This window comes from Acinetobacter sp. YK3 (assembly GCF_001729365.1).
GTDB lineage: Bacteria > Pseudomonadota > Gammaproteobacteria > Pseudomonadales > Moraxellaceae > Acinetobacter > Acinetobacter vivianii.
Genome location: NZ_LZPJ01000103.1, coordinates 1 through 16540 on the forward strand (window position 1 = coordinate 1; position 16540 = coordinate 16540).

Annotated in this window: 13 protein-coding genes; 6 read left to right on the forward strand and 7 right to left on the reverse strand. The window is 42.9% G+C overall.

The features are described 5' to 3' along the window. Nucleotides 1-87: 87 nt before the first annotated feature. Nucleotides 88-2988: a valine--tRNA ligase gene (locus tag A9Z07_RS11890; protein ID WP_069578891.1), complete on the reverse strand. Its 2901-nt coding sequence runs from the start codon at nt 2986-2988 to the stop codon at nt 88-90. A gap of 371 nt (nt 2989-3359) precedes the next feature. On the opposite strand from A9Z07_RS11890, the gene A9Z07_RS11895 reads away from it, so the two are divergent. The 6 genes from A9Z07_RS11895 (at nt 3360) to A9Z07_RS11920 (ending at nt 8629) form a co-directional block, all read left to right on the forward strand. Then, nucleotides 3360-4040 (forward strand): hypothetical protein, encoded by a 681-nt coding sequence (locus A9Z07_RS11895; RefSeq protein ID WP_005259250.1) that lies wholly within the window; start codon nt 3360-3362, stop codon nt 4038-4040. Nucleotides 4041-4152: 112 nt separating this feature from the next. Next, nucleotides 4153-4815 (forward strand): hypothetical protein, encoded by a 663-nt coding sequence (locus A9Z07_RS11900; RefSeq protein ID WP_004775229.1) that lies wholly within the window; start codon nt 4153-4155, stop codon nt 4813-4815. 13 nt (nt 4816-4828) lie between these two features. After that, nucleotides 4829-5635: an SDR family NAD(P)-dependent oxidoreductase gene (locus tag A9Z07_RS11905; RefSeq protein WP_069578892.1), complete on the forward strand. Its 807-nt coding sequence runs from the start codon at nt 4829-4831 to the stop codon at nt 5633-5635. A gap of 33 nt (nt 5636-5668) precedes the next feature. Continuing rightward, nucleotides 5669-6001: a hypothetical protein gene (locus tag A9Z07_RS11910; protein ID WP_069578894.1), complete on the forward strand. Its 333-nt coding sequence runs from the start codon at nt 5669-5671 to the stop codon at nt 5999-6001. Nucleotides 6002-6057: 56 nt separating this feature from the next. Then, nucleotides 6058-6765: an ATP-binding protein gene (locus A9Z07_RS11915; protein ID WP_069578895.1), complete on the forward strand. Its 708-nt coding sequence runs from the start codon at nt 6058-6060 to the stop codon at nt 6763-6765. 235 nt (nt 6766-7000) lie between these two features. Then, nucleotides 7001-8629, forward strand: coding sequence for an OFA family MFS transporter (locus A9Z07_RS11920; protein ID WP_069578897.1), 1629 nt, complete (start codon nt 7001-7003; stop codon nt 8627-8629). A 102-nt stretch (nt 8630-8731) separates the two neighbouring features. Here the strand turns inward: A9Z07_RS11920 and A9Z07_RS11925 are convergent, their stop codons facing one another. The 6 genes from A9Z07_RS11925 to A9Z07_RS11950 all read right to left on the reverse strand — a co-directional run bounded on the left by A9Z07_RS11925 (nt 8732) and on the right by A9Z07_RS11950 (nt 16175). Continuing rightward, the gene (locus A9Z07_RS11925) at nt 8732-9166 is read right to left on the reverse strand and encodes a YbjQ family protein (RefSeq protein WP_069578899.1); all 435 of its coding nucleotides are present in this window, start codon (nt 9164-9166) and stop codon (nt 8732-8734) included. Nucleotides 9167-9174: 8 nt separating this feature from the next. Then, on the reverse strand, nt 9175-9525 hold the full coding sequence (locus tag A9Z07_RS11930; protein ID WP_004775220.1) for a YbjQ family protein: 351 nt from the start codon (nt 9523-9525) through the stop codon (nt 9175-9177). Nucleotides 9526-9632: 107 nt separating this feature from the next. Further along, a complete protein-coding gene (adeK, locus tag A9Z07_RS11935) occupies nt 9633-11093 on the reverse strand; it encodes a multidrug efflux RND transporter AdeIJK outer membrane channel subunit AdeK (RefSeq protein WP_004775217.1) in 1461 nt (486 codons plus the stop codon). Nucleotides 11094-11098: 5 nt separating this feature from the next. Further along, entirely contained in the window at nt 11099-14272 is a 3174-nt protein-coding gene (locus tag A9Z07_RS11940; protein ID WP_047429600.1) for an efflux RND transporter permease subunit, read from the reverse strand. A 12-nt stretch (nt 14273-14284) separates the two neighbouring features. Further along, nucleotides 14285-15538 carry an efflux RND transporter periplasmic adaptor subunit gene (locus tag A9Z07_RS11945; protein ID WP_005259236.1) on the reverse strand — a complete coding sequence of 418 codons (1254 nt, stop codon included), beginning with the start codon at nt 15536-15538 and terminating at the stop codon, nt 14285-14287. Further along, nucleotides 15525-16175 (reverse strand): phosphatase PAP2 family protein, encoded by a 651-nt coding sequence (locus A9Z07_RS11950; protein ID WP_005259234.1) that lies wholly within the window; start codon nt 16173-16175, stop codon nt 15525-15527. Before A9Z07_RS11950 ends, A9Z07_RS11945 begins: the two co-directional genes overlap by 14 nt. Nucleotides 16176-16540 lie beyond the last annotated feature (365 nt).

Here is a 16540-nt window from a genome sequence, read left to right on the forward strand (position 1 = left end):
TATTTAAATTAGTATTTTAAGTTGAAAGTATAAAGGGCTGAATAATCAGCCCTTTATACTACATATTAATTTTAAGATTACAATACTTTACAGAGCAGCAATTTGCTCCATACTTTGCTTAATTTTCGCTAACTGATCAGCAAACTCAGCCAATTTCACTTTTTCACCTTCAACAACCGCTGCTGGTGCTTTCGCTACGAAACCTTCGTTTGAAAGTTTATTGGCAATTTGATCATGTTGCTTTTGAACTTTATCCAAGTCTTTCTGCAAACGACTCAATTCAGCTTTAGGATCAATCAAGCCCTTCATTGGTACAAATACAGAGGCATGGCCTACAACACTTGAAGAAGAAAGCGGTGGTTCTTCGCCTTGTGCCAAGAAAGTAATACTTTCAACTTTTGCCAATGCTTTAAACAATGCTTCGATACGCGTGATTTGCTCACGTTCAGCATCAGAAGTGTTTTGCAGCAATACAGGTAATAAACGCGCATTACCTAAGCCCATTTCACCACGGATATTACGTACCGCACCAATCAGACCTTGTAACCACTGCATATCTGCTTCAGCTTGATCATTCACTTTTGCTTGATCAGGAACAGGATATTGCGCAGTCATAATCGTTGCACCGCCTTTGCCTAACATCGGCGCAAGCGTTTGCCAGATTTCTTCCGTCAAATACGGCATCAATGGATGTGCCAAACGTAAAGACGCTTCCATCACCGCAAGTAATACACGGCGAACTTCGGCTTTACGCTCTTCTGATACATTGGCATCGTTCAGAACTGGTTTGGTTAACTCAACGTACCAGTCACAGTATTCATTCCAGATAAAGTCATAGATCGCTTGCGCAGCAAGGTCTAAACGATAAGTGGCGAATGCTTGATGAACCGCAGCTTCTGCTTTTTGCAGACGGCTCATGATCCATTGTTCAGGAAGCTCCCATAGATCAGGACGTGCTTCTTGACCAACAGTTTGTCCTTCAACATTCATCAACACGAAACGGGTCGCGTTCCAGATCTTGTTACAGAAGTTACGGTAACCTTCAACACGCTTCATATCGAACTTGATGTCACGACCCGTGTTAGCAAGCGCACAGAAGGTAAAACGAACCGCATCTGTACCGTAAGCTTGAATACCTTCCGGGAATTCTTTACGCGTTGATTTCTCAATCTTCGCTGCTTGTTTCGGGTTCATCAAACCTGTAGTACGTTTTGCAACAAGGCTTTCAAGATCGATACCGTCAATCAGGTCGAGTGGGTCAAGCACGTTACCCTTAGACTTAGACATCTTCTGACCTTCACCATCACGTACCAAGCCGTGAACGTAAACAGTCTTGAATGGAATCTGTGATGAACCATCTTCATTTTTCATGAAGTGCAGGGTCATCATGATCATACGCGCAACCCAGAAGAAGATGATGTCAAAACCCGTTACCAACACATCAGTCGGGTGGAAGGTTTTGAGGAAATCATTGGCAGCATCTTTCTCTGCATCACCCGTCCAACCTAAGGTTGAGAATGTCCAGAGCGCAGATGAGAACCACGTATCCAATACATCTTCATCTTGGTTCAGTGCAGTATCCGCTGGGATGTTATTTTTGGCACGAACTTCAGCTTCGTCACGACCTACATATACATTGCCTTCAGCATCGTACCAAGCTGGAATACGGTGACCCCACCACAACTGACGTGAAATACACCAGTCCTGAATGTTATTCATCCATGCCATGTACATGTTGCTGTATTGCTCTGGAACGAACTTGATACGCCCATCTTTTACGGCTTCGATTGCAGGCTCTGCCAATGGCGCAATTTTCACATACCATTGGTCAGTTAATAATGGCTCAATGATCACACCAGAACGGTCACCGCGAGGTGGTTTCAAGGTATAAGGTTGGATCTGGTCTAACCAGCCTTCAGCTTCTGCTTGTTCAACCAGTTTCTTACGCGCTTCAAAACGTTCTAAACCGATATAGTCTGCTGGTGCAGCAATCGTTTTAGAAATCTGTTCGCCTGCTTTGGCAATGTATTCAAACTCAGCCAAAACTTCTGCATTTTTATTGAAGATATTGATGATTGGCAATTCACAACGCTTACCCACTTCATAGTCATTGAAGTCGTGTGCAGGCGTGATTTTTACACAGCCCGTACCAAATTCTTTATCAACATATTCATCTTTAACGATTGGAACGGCACGGCCTGTAATTGGCAGGATAATGTTCTGACCAACAAGATGTGAATAACGTTCATCATCCAATGCAACTGCAACGGCAGTATCACCCAATAATGTTTCAGGACGTGTGGTTGCCACAACAATGTGATCTTTACCATCGTGGGTACGGAGTGATTTGTCTTCAAAGAAATATTTGAAGTGCCACAACGAACCTACTTCTTCTTTATCAGACTCAACTTCGAGGTCAGACAGCGCAGTTTGTAGTTTCGGGTCCCAGTTAACCAGACGTTTACCACGGTAGATTAAGCCATCTTCATGCAGTTTTACGAAAACTTCTTTCACCGCATTCGATAAACCTTCGTCCATTGTGAAACGTTCGCGTGACCAGTCTACAGACGAGCCTAGACGACGGATCTGACGCGTAATGGTACCGCCTGATTGTTCTTTCCATTCCCAGATTTTTTCGATGAACTTTTCACGGCCCAAGTCATGACGGCTGATGTTTTGCGCACCCAACTGACGTTCTACCACCATCTGTGTTGCAATACCTGCGTGGTCAGTACCAGGTTGCCATAGGGTATTTTTACCCATCATACGGTTGTAGCGGGTGAGGGCATCCATGATGGCATTGTTAAAGCCATGACCCATGTGCAAGCTACCCGTGACGTTCGGCGGCGGAATCATGATACAGAATGATTCACCTTGACCTGATGGCTTGAAGTAACCTTGTTGTTCCCAGATTTGATACCACTTCTTTTCGATCTCGGTTGGATCGTAAGTGGTTGCAATATTTTGAGCAGATTGAGCGTCAGTCATAGTACAGAAGATTAAAATTGAATAAAAAATTGCATCTATTGTAGCAAAAAATCCTCGCTTCTGTAGGTCTTTCAACATGCCATCGCTGATTCAGTAAAGCCGCTCAAATAATGTATCAATTACGGTTTATTCCAGTTGTTATGTGAGGAGGTATTCGGCTTTTTTACCGATGATGCCACTAATTGATTCAAGATGGGCTGAATCCGGATAAGGCACTTATAAGCTTTGATTTTTTCTCATAAAACCGATGAAAGGTGTTGGATTTTTACACAAATAAGATTAAATTTATGTGTAATGCATCACATAACTAAAAGATATTGCTGCATAAAACAACAATATAAAAATGCGAAAACTAAAAAGGGATGATGGTCATGAGTTATTCAATTCTATTGAAGATTAATGAAGTTACGCATGGACAGTTTGAAACGATTCGCCAGCAACTGAATGCGGGGACAACGGAAAGTCAGGCACGAATGCTGGGTGAAGTCCTGTCTGAAATTGCCTGTGATATTGTTGAGCAAGTTTTTTCAGTCTTACTCATCCAGAATCGCCAGCCAACCCAAATCACGCAAAAGTATACGGCTGAATCTGAAAAAGTCATCCAGCAAATCATTGGTGCTGTACGTAAATATATGCCTTGGTCGATTGCTTTATTTGGCAATGAACGCTTATGTCCCTTTGCTAATTATTTTTCCAATATGATCAAGTATCATGACGAGCAGGTCTATGTGTCTTATCCGATCGATCGGCATTTGGTACAACAGGCACATGCTTTGGTGACAAGACTCAAGAATAATGAAATCAGCGACATGGTGGATGTCTTCCAGACTCTGATCCAGATTGTCGATTTGGGTGTGACCAATTTGATCCGAGAACCGAAAAAATGCCTCAACTTTAATATGGTGGTGGATAAAACCCTGAACGGCGTGATTAATATGACCGCCCATCTTAGTTATAAACGTCTGGAAAAAATGAGCAATCAGGTTGATAGCAATGCTGCAACTGATTGTGTGAACCATTTTTTAGCATTTATGCATGTTGATACAGAATAGAGTGTGATAAATTCGGCGGGTACAACGCCAAAAATGATAGAAAAATAGATTTGATAAAAGGGCTTGTTTAACAAGCTCTTTTTTATGGAATCTAACAATTAGGGTTATTAGAATGAACACCGCCGTTTTTTTAAATATTCATGCGGACACTTACGCAAGGTTTGCGCATATTCGAACGCAATTATTACAAGGAAATAAAGAAAGTCAGGCTAGCGCTTTAGGGAGTGTCTTATCCGAAATGGCTTGTGAAGTCGTTGAACAGGTTTTTATCGTTCTATTACAAGAAAATAAACAATATTCGCAAACAGGTGAATCCGAAAAAGTGATTCAGCAAATTCTGGAAGCGATTCGTAAATATATGCCGTGGTCGATTTCATTTTTTGGCAATGATCGTTTAATTCCTCTGGTTGAATATCTTTCAAAAACCTTACAGATCGAAGATGAAACCATTTATATGACTTATCCTGTCAAGCAACCGTTGGCAGAGCAGGTCAAGGCATCTAGCCAGAAACTGGCAAATGGCGATCACAATGAAATTTCAAATTCGCTTAAATTACTCACCGAAGTAATTGATACGGGTGTGGATCACTTGATTCGTGAACCGAAAAAATGTTTAAAGTTCAATTTTGTGGTCGATAAAACCTTAAATGGCGTGATCAATATGACCACGCATCTGGGATATAAACGTTTGGAAAAATTAAGTACCCAGATTGATCAGCAACTGGCTGCAACGTATGTGGATTACTTCCTCAAATTTATGCGCCATTCAGCATAGGCAGGATATAAAAATGGCAAAACTGAAAAATCTTGAAAATAAAGTGGTCTGGATTACGGGTGCTTCTTCGGGTTTAGGTAAAGCACTGGCACGTGAATGTGCACTACAAGGTGCACAGGTCGTTTTGACTTCACGCCGTTACGATGAGCTGGAAGCGGTACGCGTGGGTTTACTCAAGCCAGAACAGCATCTTTCAATTGCTGCTGATATTACCGATGAAGCTCAGGTTCGCCATGCGCATGAACAGGTTCTGGCAAGTAAAGGGCGAATTGACTGGCTGATCAATAATGCAGGGTTGAGTCAACGTGCCTTGATTCAGGACACGACTATGCATACTGAACGCGCCATTATGGAAGTTGATTACTTTTCGCAAGTGTTCTTTACCAAGACGGTATTGCCGACTTTCCTGAAACAAAAATCAGGCCGTGTGGTGTTTGTATCCAGTGTTGCAGGCTTACTCGGTACTCAATATCGCGCGACTTATTCAGCAGCCAAAGCAGCTATTCACATGTGGGCCAATAGCTTGCGTGCTGAAGTATCGAATGACGGTGTGGAAGTTTCAGTAGTCTTTCCGGGTTTTGTAAAAACCAACGTCTCATTCAATGCATTAAATGGCGAAGGCAAGCCACAAGGACATCAAGATGAAGCAATTGAAAATGGTCTCGATGCCGATGTATTTGCCGAGCGTGTAGTGGAATCCCTGATGGCTGGGGATCAGTACATTGTGGTTGGTGGGAAGAAAGAACAACTGGGCGTGCTGGTTTCCCGTTTATCGCCAAGCTTGCTCTATAAAATGATTCGCAAAATGAAAGTGAAATGAGTGTGGAAATGGCTGCTTTAAAAGGGAACTGCAATGCAGGATAGCCAAAATTTGTCCGATTCAGTATCTGGTTCTCGAGTATCCATTGCCTCTATTGTTGGCTATGTGGTACTTGCGTTACCAGCCAGCATTGTTATGGGGGGAGGATTAAGCTGGTTATTCACATTTAATATGACGGATTTTGAAGGGAAAAGTGGCTATGCCGCAATCTTCATTTTTATGTTAACTGCACCGATCAGCTTTTTAGCTAGTCTGGTTGCCTTGCCAATTATGATTAAAAAGAAACCAAAAATTTTGCCTCATGTGATGTGGGTGTTTGCCGGCTTAACTTTATTGTTGCTTTTATATGTCACAAGTATTATGTAGTTGCCTGAAATAATGAAAAATCGGGTCTGACTGTTAGACGGGAAAGGTAGAGTGAAATGACAGAAGATTGCCGTAAAAAAGCTGTTTTTAACTGGAGCGGTGGTAAAGACTCTTCTTTGGCCTTGTATAAGGTCTTACAGCAAAATGAGTTTGAGGTCATCGCCTTATTGACCACTGTGAATGAAGAAACCGAGTTATCTTCGATGCATGCGATTCCACATCGGCTGCTAGAAAAGCAGGCGGAGAGTATTGGTATTCCGCTCTATCCTGTGTTTTTACCAAAGAACCTTCCTGTATATGAACAACGCATGCTGGATGCTGCCAATCACTTTAAAGGACAAGGAGTTGAACATTTTATCTTTGGCGATATTTACTTAAGCGATGTACGGCAATATCGTGAAGATCGTTTGCATCCTTTAGGTATTGAAGTGGTTGAGCCGATATGGAATCTTAATTCGGCTGAGGTGATGCAGGATTTTTTAGATTCAGGGATTAAAACCAAAATCATTGTGACGGATGCCAGCAAACTTGATGAATCCTTTATCGGGCAGGATATTGATGCAGCTTTGATTGAGCGTATGCCAGTGGGCGAGGATGTCTGTGGTGAAAATGGCGAATATCATAGCTTTGCTTATGCGGGCGGTTTATTCAAACATCCTGTTGAATTTGAAATTGCTGAAACGCGTCAGATGTCGTATGAATTTAAGCTAGAAAATGGCGAAGAAAAAACTTATCACTATTGGCAAGCAATTTTTGCAGAGTAGAGCAAAAAATCCTGTGCATGACACAGGATTTTTTAAAATTATTAAATTATTTCTTTATTTTTTATTGGTAAAAGCTGTTTGATCAAAGTCATAGATGTTATGCACAATCGGTAGGTTGATCTTTACTCAAACATAACGACATCGTACAGAGCTTAAGAATAAGCTTTAACCGCTGCCGGAACGAAAACGAAAAAAAGCTTGCCTCTCTTTAACCGTGAAGGCATGGAGACTGTACATGGAACGACAACTTTCACTTTTGGCCAAGGAGCGGACGATTGCCCACGCGGGCTATAATCGTTGGCTTCTTCCTCCTGCCGCACTGGCAATTCATCTCAGTATTGGTATGGCATATGGTTTTTCCGTATTCTGGTTACCCTTGTCCAAAGCTCTGGGAATAGATGCGCCGATTGAATGTAAAAATATAGGTTTGCTTGAACAACTGTTCACCACGACCTGTGATTGGAGCGTGTCTACGCTAAGCATCATGTACACCTTATTTTTTGTATTTTTAGGTTCATCCGCATTTTTGTTTGGTGGCTGGCTTGAACATGCAGGACCGCGTAAGGCGGGTGTGGTTGCAGCATTTTGTTGGGCGGGTGGCTTGATCTTGGCTGCGCTAGGTGTATATACGCATCAGTTGTGGCTATTGTGGCTGGGCGGTGGAATAGGAGGGATCGGGCTTGGGCTGGGTTATATTTCACCTGTATCTACCCTGATTAAGTGGTTTCCAGATCGTCGAGGTTTAGCAACAGGTCTTGCCATTATGGGATTTGGTGGCGGTGCCATGATTGGTGCGCCGCTCGCGGATCAGTTGATGAAGTCCTTCGCGACCGATATTTCTGTGGGGGTATGGCAAACCTTTCTGGTATTGGCTGCTGTTTATTTTGTTTTTATGATGGGAGGCGCATTCGGTTATCGGATTCCGCCTTCAAACTGGAAACCGAGTGGTTGGCAGCCAGCAGCAACCCAAGCGAATGCTCTGGTCACCAGTCGTCATGTACATTTAAATAAGGCATGGAAAACCAAGCAGTTTTGGCTGATTTGGGGCGTCCTATGCTTAAATGTTTCGGCGGGTATTGGTATTTTAGCGATGGCTTCTCCGTTGTTGCAGGAAGTATTTGGTGGACGTCTGATCGGTTTAGAGATCGGTATCAATGAATTAAATACAGAACAAAAAATGCAGATTGCGACCTTTGCCGCGGGTTTCACTGGTTTACTGTCATTGTTTAATATTGGTGGGCGTTTCTTCTGGGCATCTGCATCGGATTTTATTGGTCGTAAAAATACCTATTTCATTTTTCTAGCCTTAGGTTTCTTATTATATGTTTCGATTCCACAACTGGCTCATGCGGAAAATCTACCTTTATTTGTTTTAGCTTTCTGCGTCATTCTGTCAATGTATGGCGGAGGATTTGCCACAGTTCCTGCTTATCTGGCGGATATTTTTGGTACACAAATGGTCGGGGCAATTCATGGGCGTTTGCTAACAGCGTGGTCTGTGGCTGGTGTATTGGGAACCTTACTGATTACTAATATTCGAGATTATCAACTGGCGCATGGCGTGGCTCAAGCGCAATCTTATGACACGACGATGTATATTTTGGCGGCTATGCTAGCGATTGGATTTGTACTTAATTTAATGGTCAAACCAGTTGATGAAGATAAATACATGACAGAGGCTGAATTGGCTGCTGAGAAGGCTTTAGCACATGAGAAACTACCGCAAGATTTAAGCCTGAATCATGATATAGCGCATGCACCTTCCAAGACAATTACTGTGGTACTGGCTTGGCTGGTTGTTGGTCTACCTTTGCTGGCAGGCATCTGGTTTACCTTACAAAAGGCGATCGTTTTATTTCATTAACTTTAAAAATCTAAGCTATAAAAATGCCTCATAAGTCGAGGCATTTTTTTTATTGCGTTGGTTACTGTCTAATGCTGCTTGAGGATGAGCTAATGGAATGGTTTATTCTATGATTGCTGTTCCATAAGCAAACACTTCAACCATGCCACCTTGCATCCCTAATTCTGTGGTACTGAGGCGAACCCCCATAATTTGTTTGGCACCCATGGCATGTGCTTCTTGCTTGAGTCGGATTACCGCTTCACGGCGTGCGCGCTCAACGACGCTTTCATAGCTGACCAGACGACCCCCAAAGAAGTTTCGAATGGATGCCAGTACATATTTAAAATAATCGTGAGAGATCACCACATTACTGCTGATCATTTGTCCGGGGGCGTTGGTTTGTACAAAGCGATTGGTATCAATCCGAATATGGGCGAACTGTCGTTCTTTCTCATCCAGTTCACGTAAGTGTTTTTGCTCGATATGGCGACCAAAGCCCCAACCCACAGCAAAGAGAATCAGAAAAAGAACAATCTGAAAAATTAATCCTTCCATACGATTGCCTATGCACCGAATGGATCTGGGAGTTTAGGTGCAACAGGCTGAACCACGACCGCCGTTCCATAAACAAATAACTCAGATGCGCCTTGGGCAATATTCGATGTCGAGAAACGAATTCCGACAATGGCATTGGCACCTAAAGCTTGTGCTTTATCAATCATACGTTGGGTCGCTTCTTGGCGTGATTCTTCTAATAGTTCGGTATAGCCTGTCAGTTCACCACCGACGATATTTTTTAAACCTGCCATCAGATCACGTCCGACATGCTTACTGCGGACGGTGCTGCCATAAACCACATCAAGTTGACGTAAAATTTCATGGCCAGGTACAGATTCTAAACTGCTCAGTAACATAGTATTTTTCTAAATCATCAATATTTCAGTCTTTGAAGATAAGAAATATTCGCAATTGTTGCAATAAAAAAGCTCACAGAAGTGAGCTTTTTTATTGCAAAATCAAATTATTTTGCGTAGTGCTGTTCTGAGCTTGAAGGTTGGTGCGTTACAGTCTCGCTGGTCGATGCTTTTAAGCCGCCACCAAGCGTTTTGTAAAGTTCAACCTGATTGTTCAGGTCAGCTTGTTGTAATAACAACAAACCTTGTTCCGCTGAGTAAGCAGAACGCTGAGCATCTAACACAGTCAGGTAACTATCAATACCAGCACGGAAGCGGGCATTTGAAAGTTTATAGGTCGTATTGGTTGCATCAACCAAACGGCGTTGAGCGGTTAAACGATCACCAATGTTAGCACGTGTAGCCAATGCATCATTCACTTCACGGAAAGCTGATTGTACTGACTTTTCATAGTTAGACAATGCAATTTTCTGATCTGTTTCAGAGATTTTGATATTGGCCTTACGTGTACCCCAGTCGAAGATTGGAATATTCAGACTTGGGCCAATTGACCAGAGACCATTGGCTGATTTGAATAAATCACTCAAGTCAGTCGATGCATAACCCGCAGAACCAGTGAGGCTAATGGTTGGGAACAGTTGTGCTTTCGCAGCACCAATATTCGCACCCGCAGCACTTAACTGGTATTCAGATGCTTTGACATCTGGACGGTTGTTCAGTAGGTCACTTGGTAAACCAGCGCTTAATACACCTTGTTTGGTGATACGTGCAACTTGCTGTTGCGGTAACAGATTCTGAGGAACCTGCTGGCCCACCAGTAAGTTCAACAAGTTTTGTGCCTGAGCAATCTGGGTTTTGTAGTTGGCAACATCATTACGCGCTGTTTCAACTGAAATCTGTGCCTGACGCACAGGAATTTCACTATCAATACCGACATCAAAACGTTTTTTGTTCAGGTTAAACGAATCTTGTTGCGCTTTTAGCGTTTGATCCGCAAGTTTAAGTTGTGCACTTGCAAATGAGTAAGTTAACCAAGCCTGAGTAACTTGACCAATTAAGCTGATTTGCGTTGCATCACGTGAACTTTGTGTCGCGAGATAGCTATCTAGTGCTGCATCTTTCAGGCTGCGTACACGACCCCAGAAGTCTAGCTCATAAGAAGTCAGACCTAAGCCAACCTGATAGGTTGAATACGGGTTGTTTGGATCACGGGTAGGGGTGACCTGACGAACGGCACTACCACTTGCCCCAATAGTTGGCAACTGGTTGTTTTCCGAGATCTGGTATTGCTGCTGAGCTTTTTGGATATTCAAAGTAGCAGTACGTAAATCACGGTTATTGGCAAGCGCCATATCAATCACTTGAAGTAAGCGCTGGTCAGCAAAGAAATCTTTGTAACCTTGTTCAGCGATTGATTTTCCAGAAGCATTGCCATAAGAGGCGAAGCTTTCAGGAACATCTGAGCTTACAACAGGCTCTGGCCCGCGCATGCTTTGGCAGGCAGCCAAAGAGAGCGCGAGTGCAGAGATTGCAATGCCACGACTGGAAATAGACCATACAGTTTGCATCACGATCAATGCTCCTGAGTATTTAAAGTTTTAGGTTTGTACTTAAAGATACTACGAATCCACACGAAGAATACAGGGATGAAGAAGATACCTAAAAGTGTTGAAGAAATTACACCACCCAGTACACCATAACCAACCGAGTGTTGGCTACCAGCACCCGCACCGCTTGCAAGGGCTAATGGCAATACACCAAAACCAAAAGCAAGGGTCGTCATGATGATTGGACGCAAACGCATTTTCGCCGCATGTAAGGTTGCTTCAAACAGGTCTTCACCTTGTTCTTGCAATTCTTTGGCGAATTCTACGATCAGAATGGCGTTCTTCGCTGAAAGACCAATTACCGCAACAATCGCAACCTGGAAGTAGATGTTAAAGGATAAGTTTGGATCTCCTTTAATGATCATACCTAACCAAGTCAATGTAAATGCACCAACAATACCTAATGGTACAACCAGTAACACAGACACGGGTACTGACCAGCTTTCATATAATGCAGCAAGACACAGGAATACGATCAATAATGAAAGAACCAATAATGGCGCTGTCTGGCTACCAGAATCACGTTCTTCTAAAGATAAACCACTCCATTCATAGTCGAAACCTGTTAAGCCCATTGACGGTAACTTACCAATAATTTCTTCCATGGCAATCATTGCATCACCAGAGCTGACGCCCGGTGCAGGTGTACCTTGGATATTCACAGATGATACGCCGTTATAACGCTCTAGACGAGGAGAACCATAAGTCCATTCACCCTTGGCAAAACCAGAGAATGGAACCATTTCACCTTTGTTATTACGTACATACCACTTGTTTAAATCTTCAGGCATCATGCGAGTATTCGCTTCACCCTGAACATAAACTTTCTTCACACGACCACGGTCAACGAAGTCATTGATATATGAACCACCCCAAGCCATGCTCATGGTCGTGTTAATATCTGCAAGGCTGATACCCATTGCACCAGCTTGTGCTTGATCAATCGTGATTTGGTACTGTGGTGTATCTTCTTGACCATTCGGACGCACACCTGCAAGACGTTTGTCTTGTGATGCCATACCTAATACTGCATTACGTGCAGCAATCAGTTTCTCATGACCTTGACCGCTTACATCCTTCAACTGGATATCGAAACCAGACGCGACACCCAATTCAGGCATTGCAGGTAACTGTAATGGCATGATGTACGATGCATCTTTCACAATCATGTTCAATGCCATACCACGTTGAATAATGGCACCGATCTGTGATTCAGGCGATGTACGCTCGCTCCAGTCTTTTAACTTAATAAAGGCAAGACCCGCGTTTTGACCGACCCCTGTGAATGAGAAACCAGCAACGGTAAAGATTGAATCTACACTGTCTTTTTCTTTATTCAGGAAGTAGCCCGTCATGGTATCAATGACTTTATCTGTACGTTCCAAGCTTGCGCTCGGTGGTAACTGAACTAAAGTCATGACCACACCTTGGTCTTCTTCTGGCAAGAATGAAGATGGCAACATTTTGTAGATGCCGACCAAAGCTGCGATTACCGCAATATAAAGTACCCCAGAGAATAACTTGTGGTGTGTCATGCGATTGACACCACCTTGGTATTTCTCTGCAACTTTTTCGAAGCTACGGTTAAACCAACGGAAGAAACGCGCAAAAATGTTATTGCTTTCTTCTTTGTTTGGATCATGTTGCTTTAACAGGGTCGCACACAGGGCAGGAGTAAAGGTCAATGCTACGATCAAGGAAAGGATCATCGCCGTAACCAACGTGATAGAGAACTGACGGTAAATGACCCCAGTCGTACCACTAAAGAATGCCATTGGTACGAATACCGCTGTTAATACACTGGTAATACCCACCAGAGCACCAGAAATCTGACTCATTGACTTTTCAGTCGCAGGAATAGGTTCCAGATGTTCTTCTTGCATTACCCGTTCAACGTTCTCGACCACAACGATGGCATCATCCACCAGAAGACCGATGGCAAGTACCATGGCGAACATGGTCAAGGTGTTAATCGAGAAACCGAAAATATTAATGACTGCAAATGTACCGAGTACAACTACAGGTACAGCCAGTGTTGGAATAATCGTTGCGCGCCAGTTCTGCAAGAACAGGAACATGACGATGAATACCAAGACCACTGCTTCAATTAGTGTATGTACAACACTCTCAATTGACAGACGAATAAATGGTGTCGTGTCATAAGCAAGTTTGTCTTTTAGACCAGCTGGATAGTTATGACGTAACTCAGATAAACGTTTTTCAACAGCTGCTGCGGTATCAAGTGCGTTGGCACCTGTTGCAAGTTTGATTGCAACACCACCCGCAGGGCTACCGTTGAACTTCGAATCAAATTGATAGTTATCTGAACCAAGTTCTACACGCGCAACATCACCTAAACGAACCTGTGCACCATCTGATGCATTTTTCAGGAAGATGTTTTTGAATTGCTCAGGTGTTTGCAACATGCTTTGTGCATTCACTGTCGCATTCAGCACTTGACCAGCTGTTGATGGCGCACCACCGAGCTGACCGACTGCAACTTGCGAGTTTTGTGCACGAATTGCGGTTGCAACATCGGTTGGTGTCAGTTTGAAGCTCGTGAGTTTTGCTGGATCTAACCAGATACGCATCGCATATGAGCCACCAAAGACTTGAAGTTCACCCACACCTGCAACACGGCTAAGCGGTTCAGAAATGTTTGAGTTTACATAGTCTTTAATGTCAGAGGCAGAAAGCGTGTTATCTGGAGAATAGAATGCAATAACCTGTAAGAAGCTGGCACCAGACTTGGTCACTTTTACACCCTGACGTTGTACATCTTCAGGCAAAAGTGCTGTTGCAGATTGTAGTTTATTTTGAACCTGAACCTGTGCGATATCAGGATCGATACCTTGTTCGAAGTTCAAGTTAATCGATGCTTGACCATTACCCGCACTGTTCGATGAAATGTAACGTAAACCATCAAGACCATTCATTTGTTGTTCAATGATCTGGGTAACGGTATTTTCAACAGTTTGAGCAGAAGCCCCAGGATAAGTCGCAGAGATCGTTACCGTGGGGGGGGCAATTGTCGGATATTGTGCAACTGGCATTTTTGTAAGCGTGATAATACCCGCCAACATAATGACCAGTGCAATCACCCAAGCGAAAATTGGGCGATGGATAAAGAATTGAGCCATGCAATCTACCCCTTAAGCTTCTGAAGTTGCTTTTTGTTCAGCTTTTGGTGAGTTGGCTTGCTTTTGTTGTTCAGCTGCTTTTGGCGCTGCATTTTGACCTTCAGCTGCTTTGGGTTGGTAAGGTTTTACAGACACTTCCTGTCCTTCTTTGACCTTAGCGACCCCATCAACAACAACTTTATCACCAGCCTGTAGGCCATTTGTCACAATCCAGTCCTGACCTTTCACACCAGCAGTTGTGATCGGACGGGTTTCAATCGCACCTTTAGCATTTACAACCATTGCAATTGCTTGTCCTGTTGGTAAACGAGATACCGCTGCTTGTGGAATCAGGTAAGCGTTTGGCAAAATCCCTTGCGAAATCTTGGCAGTTGCATACATACCTGGTAATAACAAATGGTTTGGATTCGAGAAGACTGCACGTAAAGTCACAGTACCTGTATCTGGATTCACACTTGCATCAGAGAATGCCAACTGGCCTTCTACAGGGTATTCAGACCCATCTTCAAGCGTGATTTTGACACGGGTATTGTTACTGTTATTCAAGCTGCCTTTGCTCAGTTGTTGACGAAGACGTAATAACTCAGCACTTGATTGATTGATATCAACATAGATTGGATCAAGCTGTTGAATCGTTACCAATGGATCGGCCTGATTTGCAGTTACCAATGCACCTGGTGTCACCGAAGAACGGCTAGACTGACCAGAAATTGGTGCGCGAACAGTTGAGTAGCCCAAAGTAATCTCAGCATTTTTCAATGCTGCCTGAGACGCTGCTACATCTGCTTCGGCCAATTTTACCTGAGCATTGATATCGTCATATTCTTGTTTAGAAACCGCATTGGTTCCTACAAGTTGACGATAACGGCCTTCTTTTACGCGTAAAGCATTTAAATTCGCTTGTTGACGTAATAAAGCCGCACGTGCATTGTCTGCAGTCGCACGGTTGGTGTTTGCATCAATTTGATAGAGTGCTTGACCAGCCTGAACGTAGCTACCTTCAGCAAATAATCGTTTTAAAATAACGCCGCCTGTTTGCGGACGAACTTCTGAAACTTGATAAGCAGAGGTTCGACCTGACAGTTCGACATTTTGTTCAACGCTTTGTGGTTGAGCAACAATGACACCAACTTCTGGAGGTGGCATTTTTTGAGCAGCAGCAGCTTGCTGTGCATCTTTAGGATCTTTGCTACAACCAACAAGCGCAATGCTTGTTGCTAATGCGCAAGCAGTTAGGGCAGGAGCCCAAAGCTTAGCCGACATCATTATTCCACCTCAATTTAGATTTTTTATCTAAAAACAAATTGTTGCTGAAAGTGCTTTGATACAGCCCAAACCAAAGCAACGCAGTCCAAATCAACCCAATTCCCCAACCGGCAAGAACGTCGGTCGGGTAGTGAACCCCCGCATAAACTCTAGATATCCCCATGAAAATAAACCACAAAGTAGATACTAAAATGACACTGGTGCGATATTTATGTTGTCGACATAACAACATGGCTAAACTCGCAAGGGTTGCAGCATAAACGCTATGGGCACTTGGGAAGGATGCGCCATAACTTTGAACCAAGTGATAAAACTCCATTGGTCTCGGCCGATCAATGCTCCATTTCAGAAGCCAACCAATCACAATACTGCCGCTCACACTTAAAGCGATGAATGTCACATTTCTATAATTTTTAATCCAGATTTGGTAAATACACAAAAATGTCGTTAAAAATAATAGAAAAGGCATGCCACCCAGACGGGAAAGCAGAATTGTCACATGGTTAAGCGTAAATGAACGGTGCTCAAAAAAAGCTTGAACACTAAAAAGGTCTAAAGTTGATGCGTTGGAATTCATTAGTCCAATCGCACCGAATCCTAAAAAAAAGCAACCAATACAAAGCAATAGGTACGGCATGCGCTACTCATTATTTGCTTAACCATTATTCAGGGTTGTTGAGTGTTGGAAAGTGTACTCGTGAGTACACTTTTGGTCAAGTCTTGAAATTTTATGATAATTTCATTTTGATGTTTTTTTAAGGTTCAGTAAAAAAACATAACAAAATTTGATGTATATCTCATTTTGGGTTTTAAGTGGTTATTCGGCATTTGACAGTCCTTTCTCTATTTTTTTGACCATATCAAAACTCATAAATTCTGACATTACATCTTTAAAAAATAGGCCATAAAAGGGCAGTCTTCTTTCTACCAAACTTAAGTTTAACTAAAAAATCCAGTTCAGATCCGCATCATCTCATCCAGAAGAAACAGTGATATTGGAGC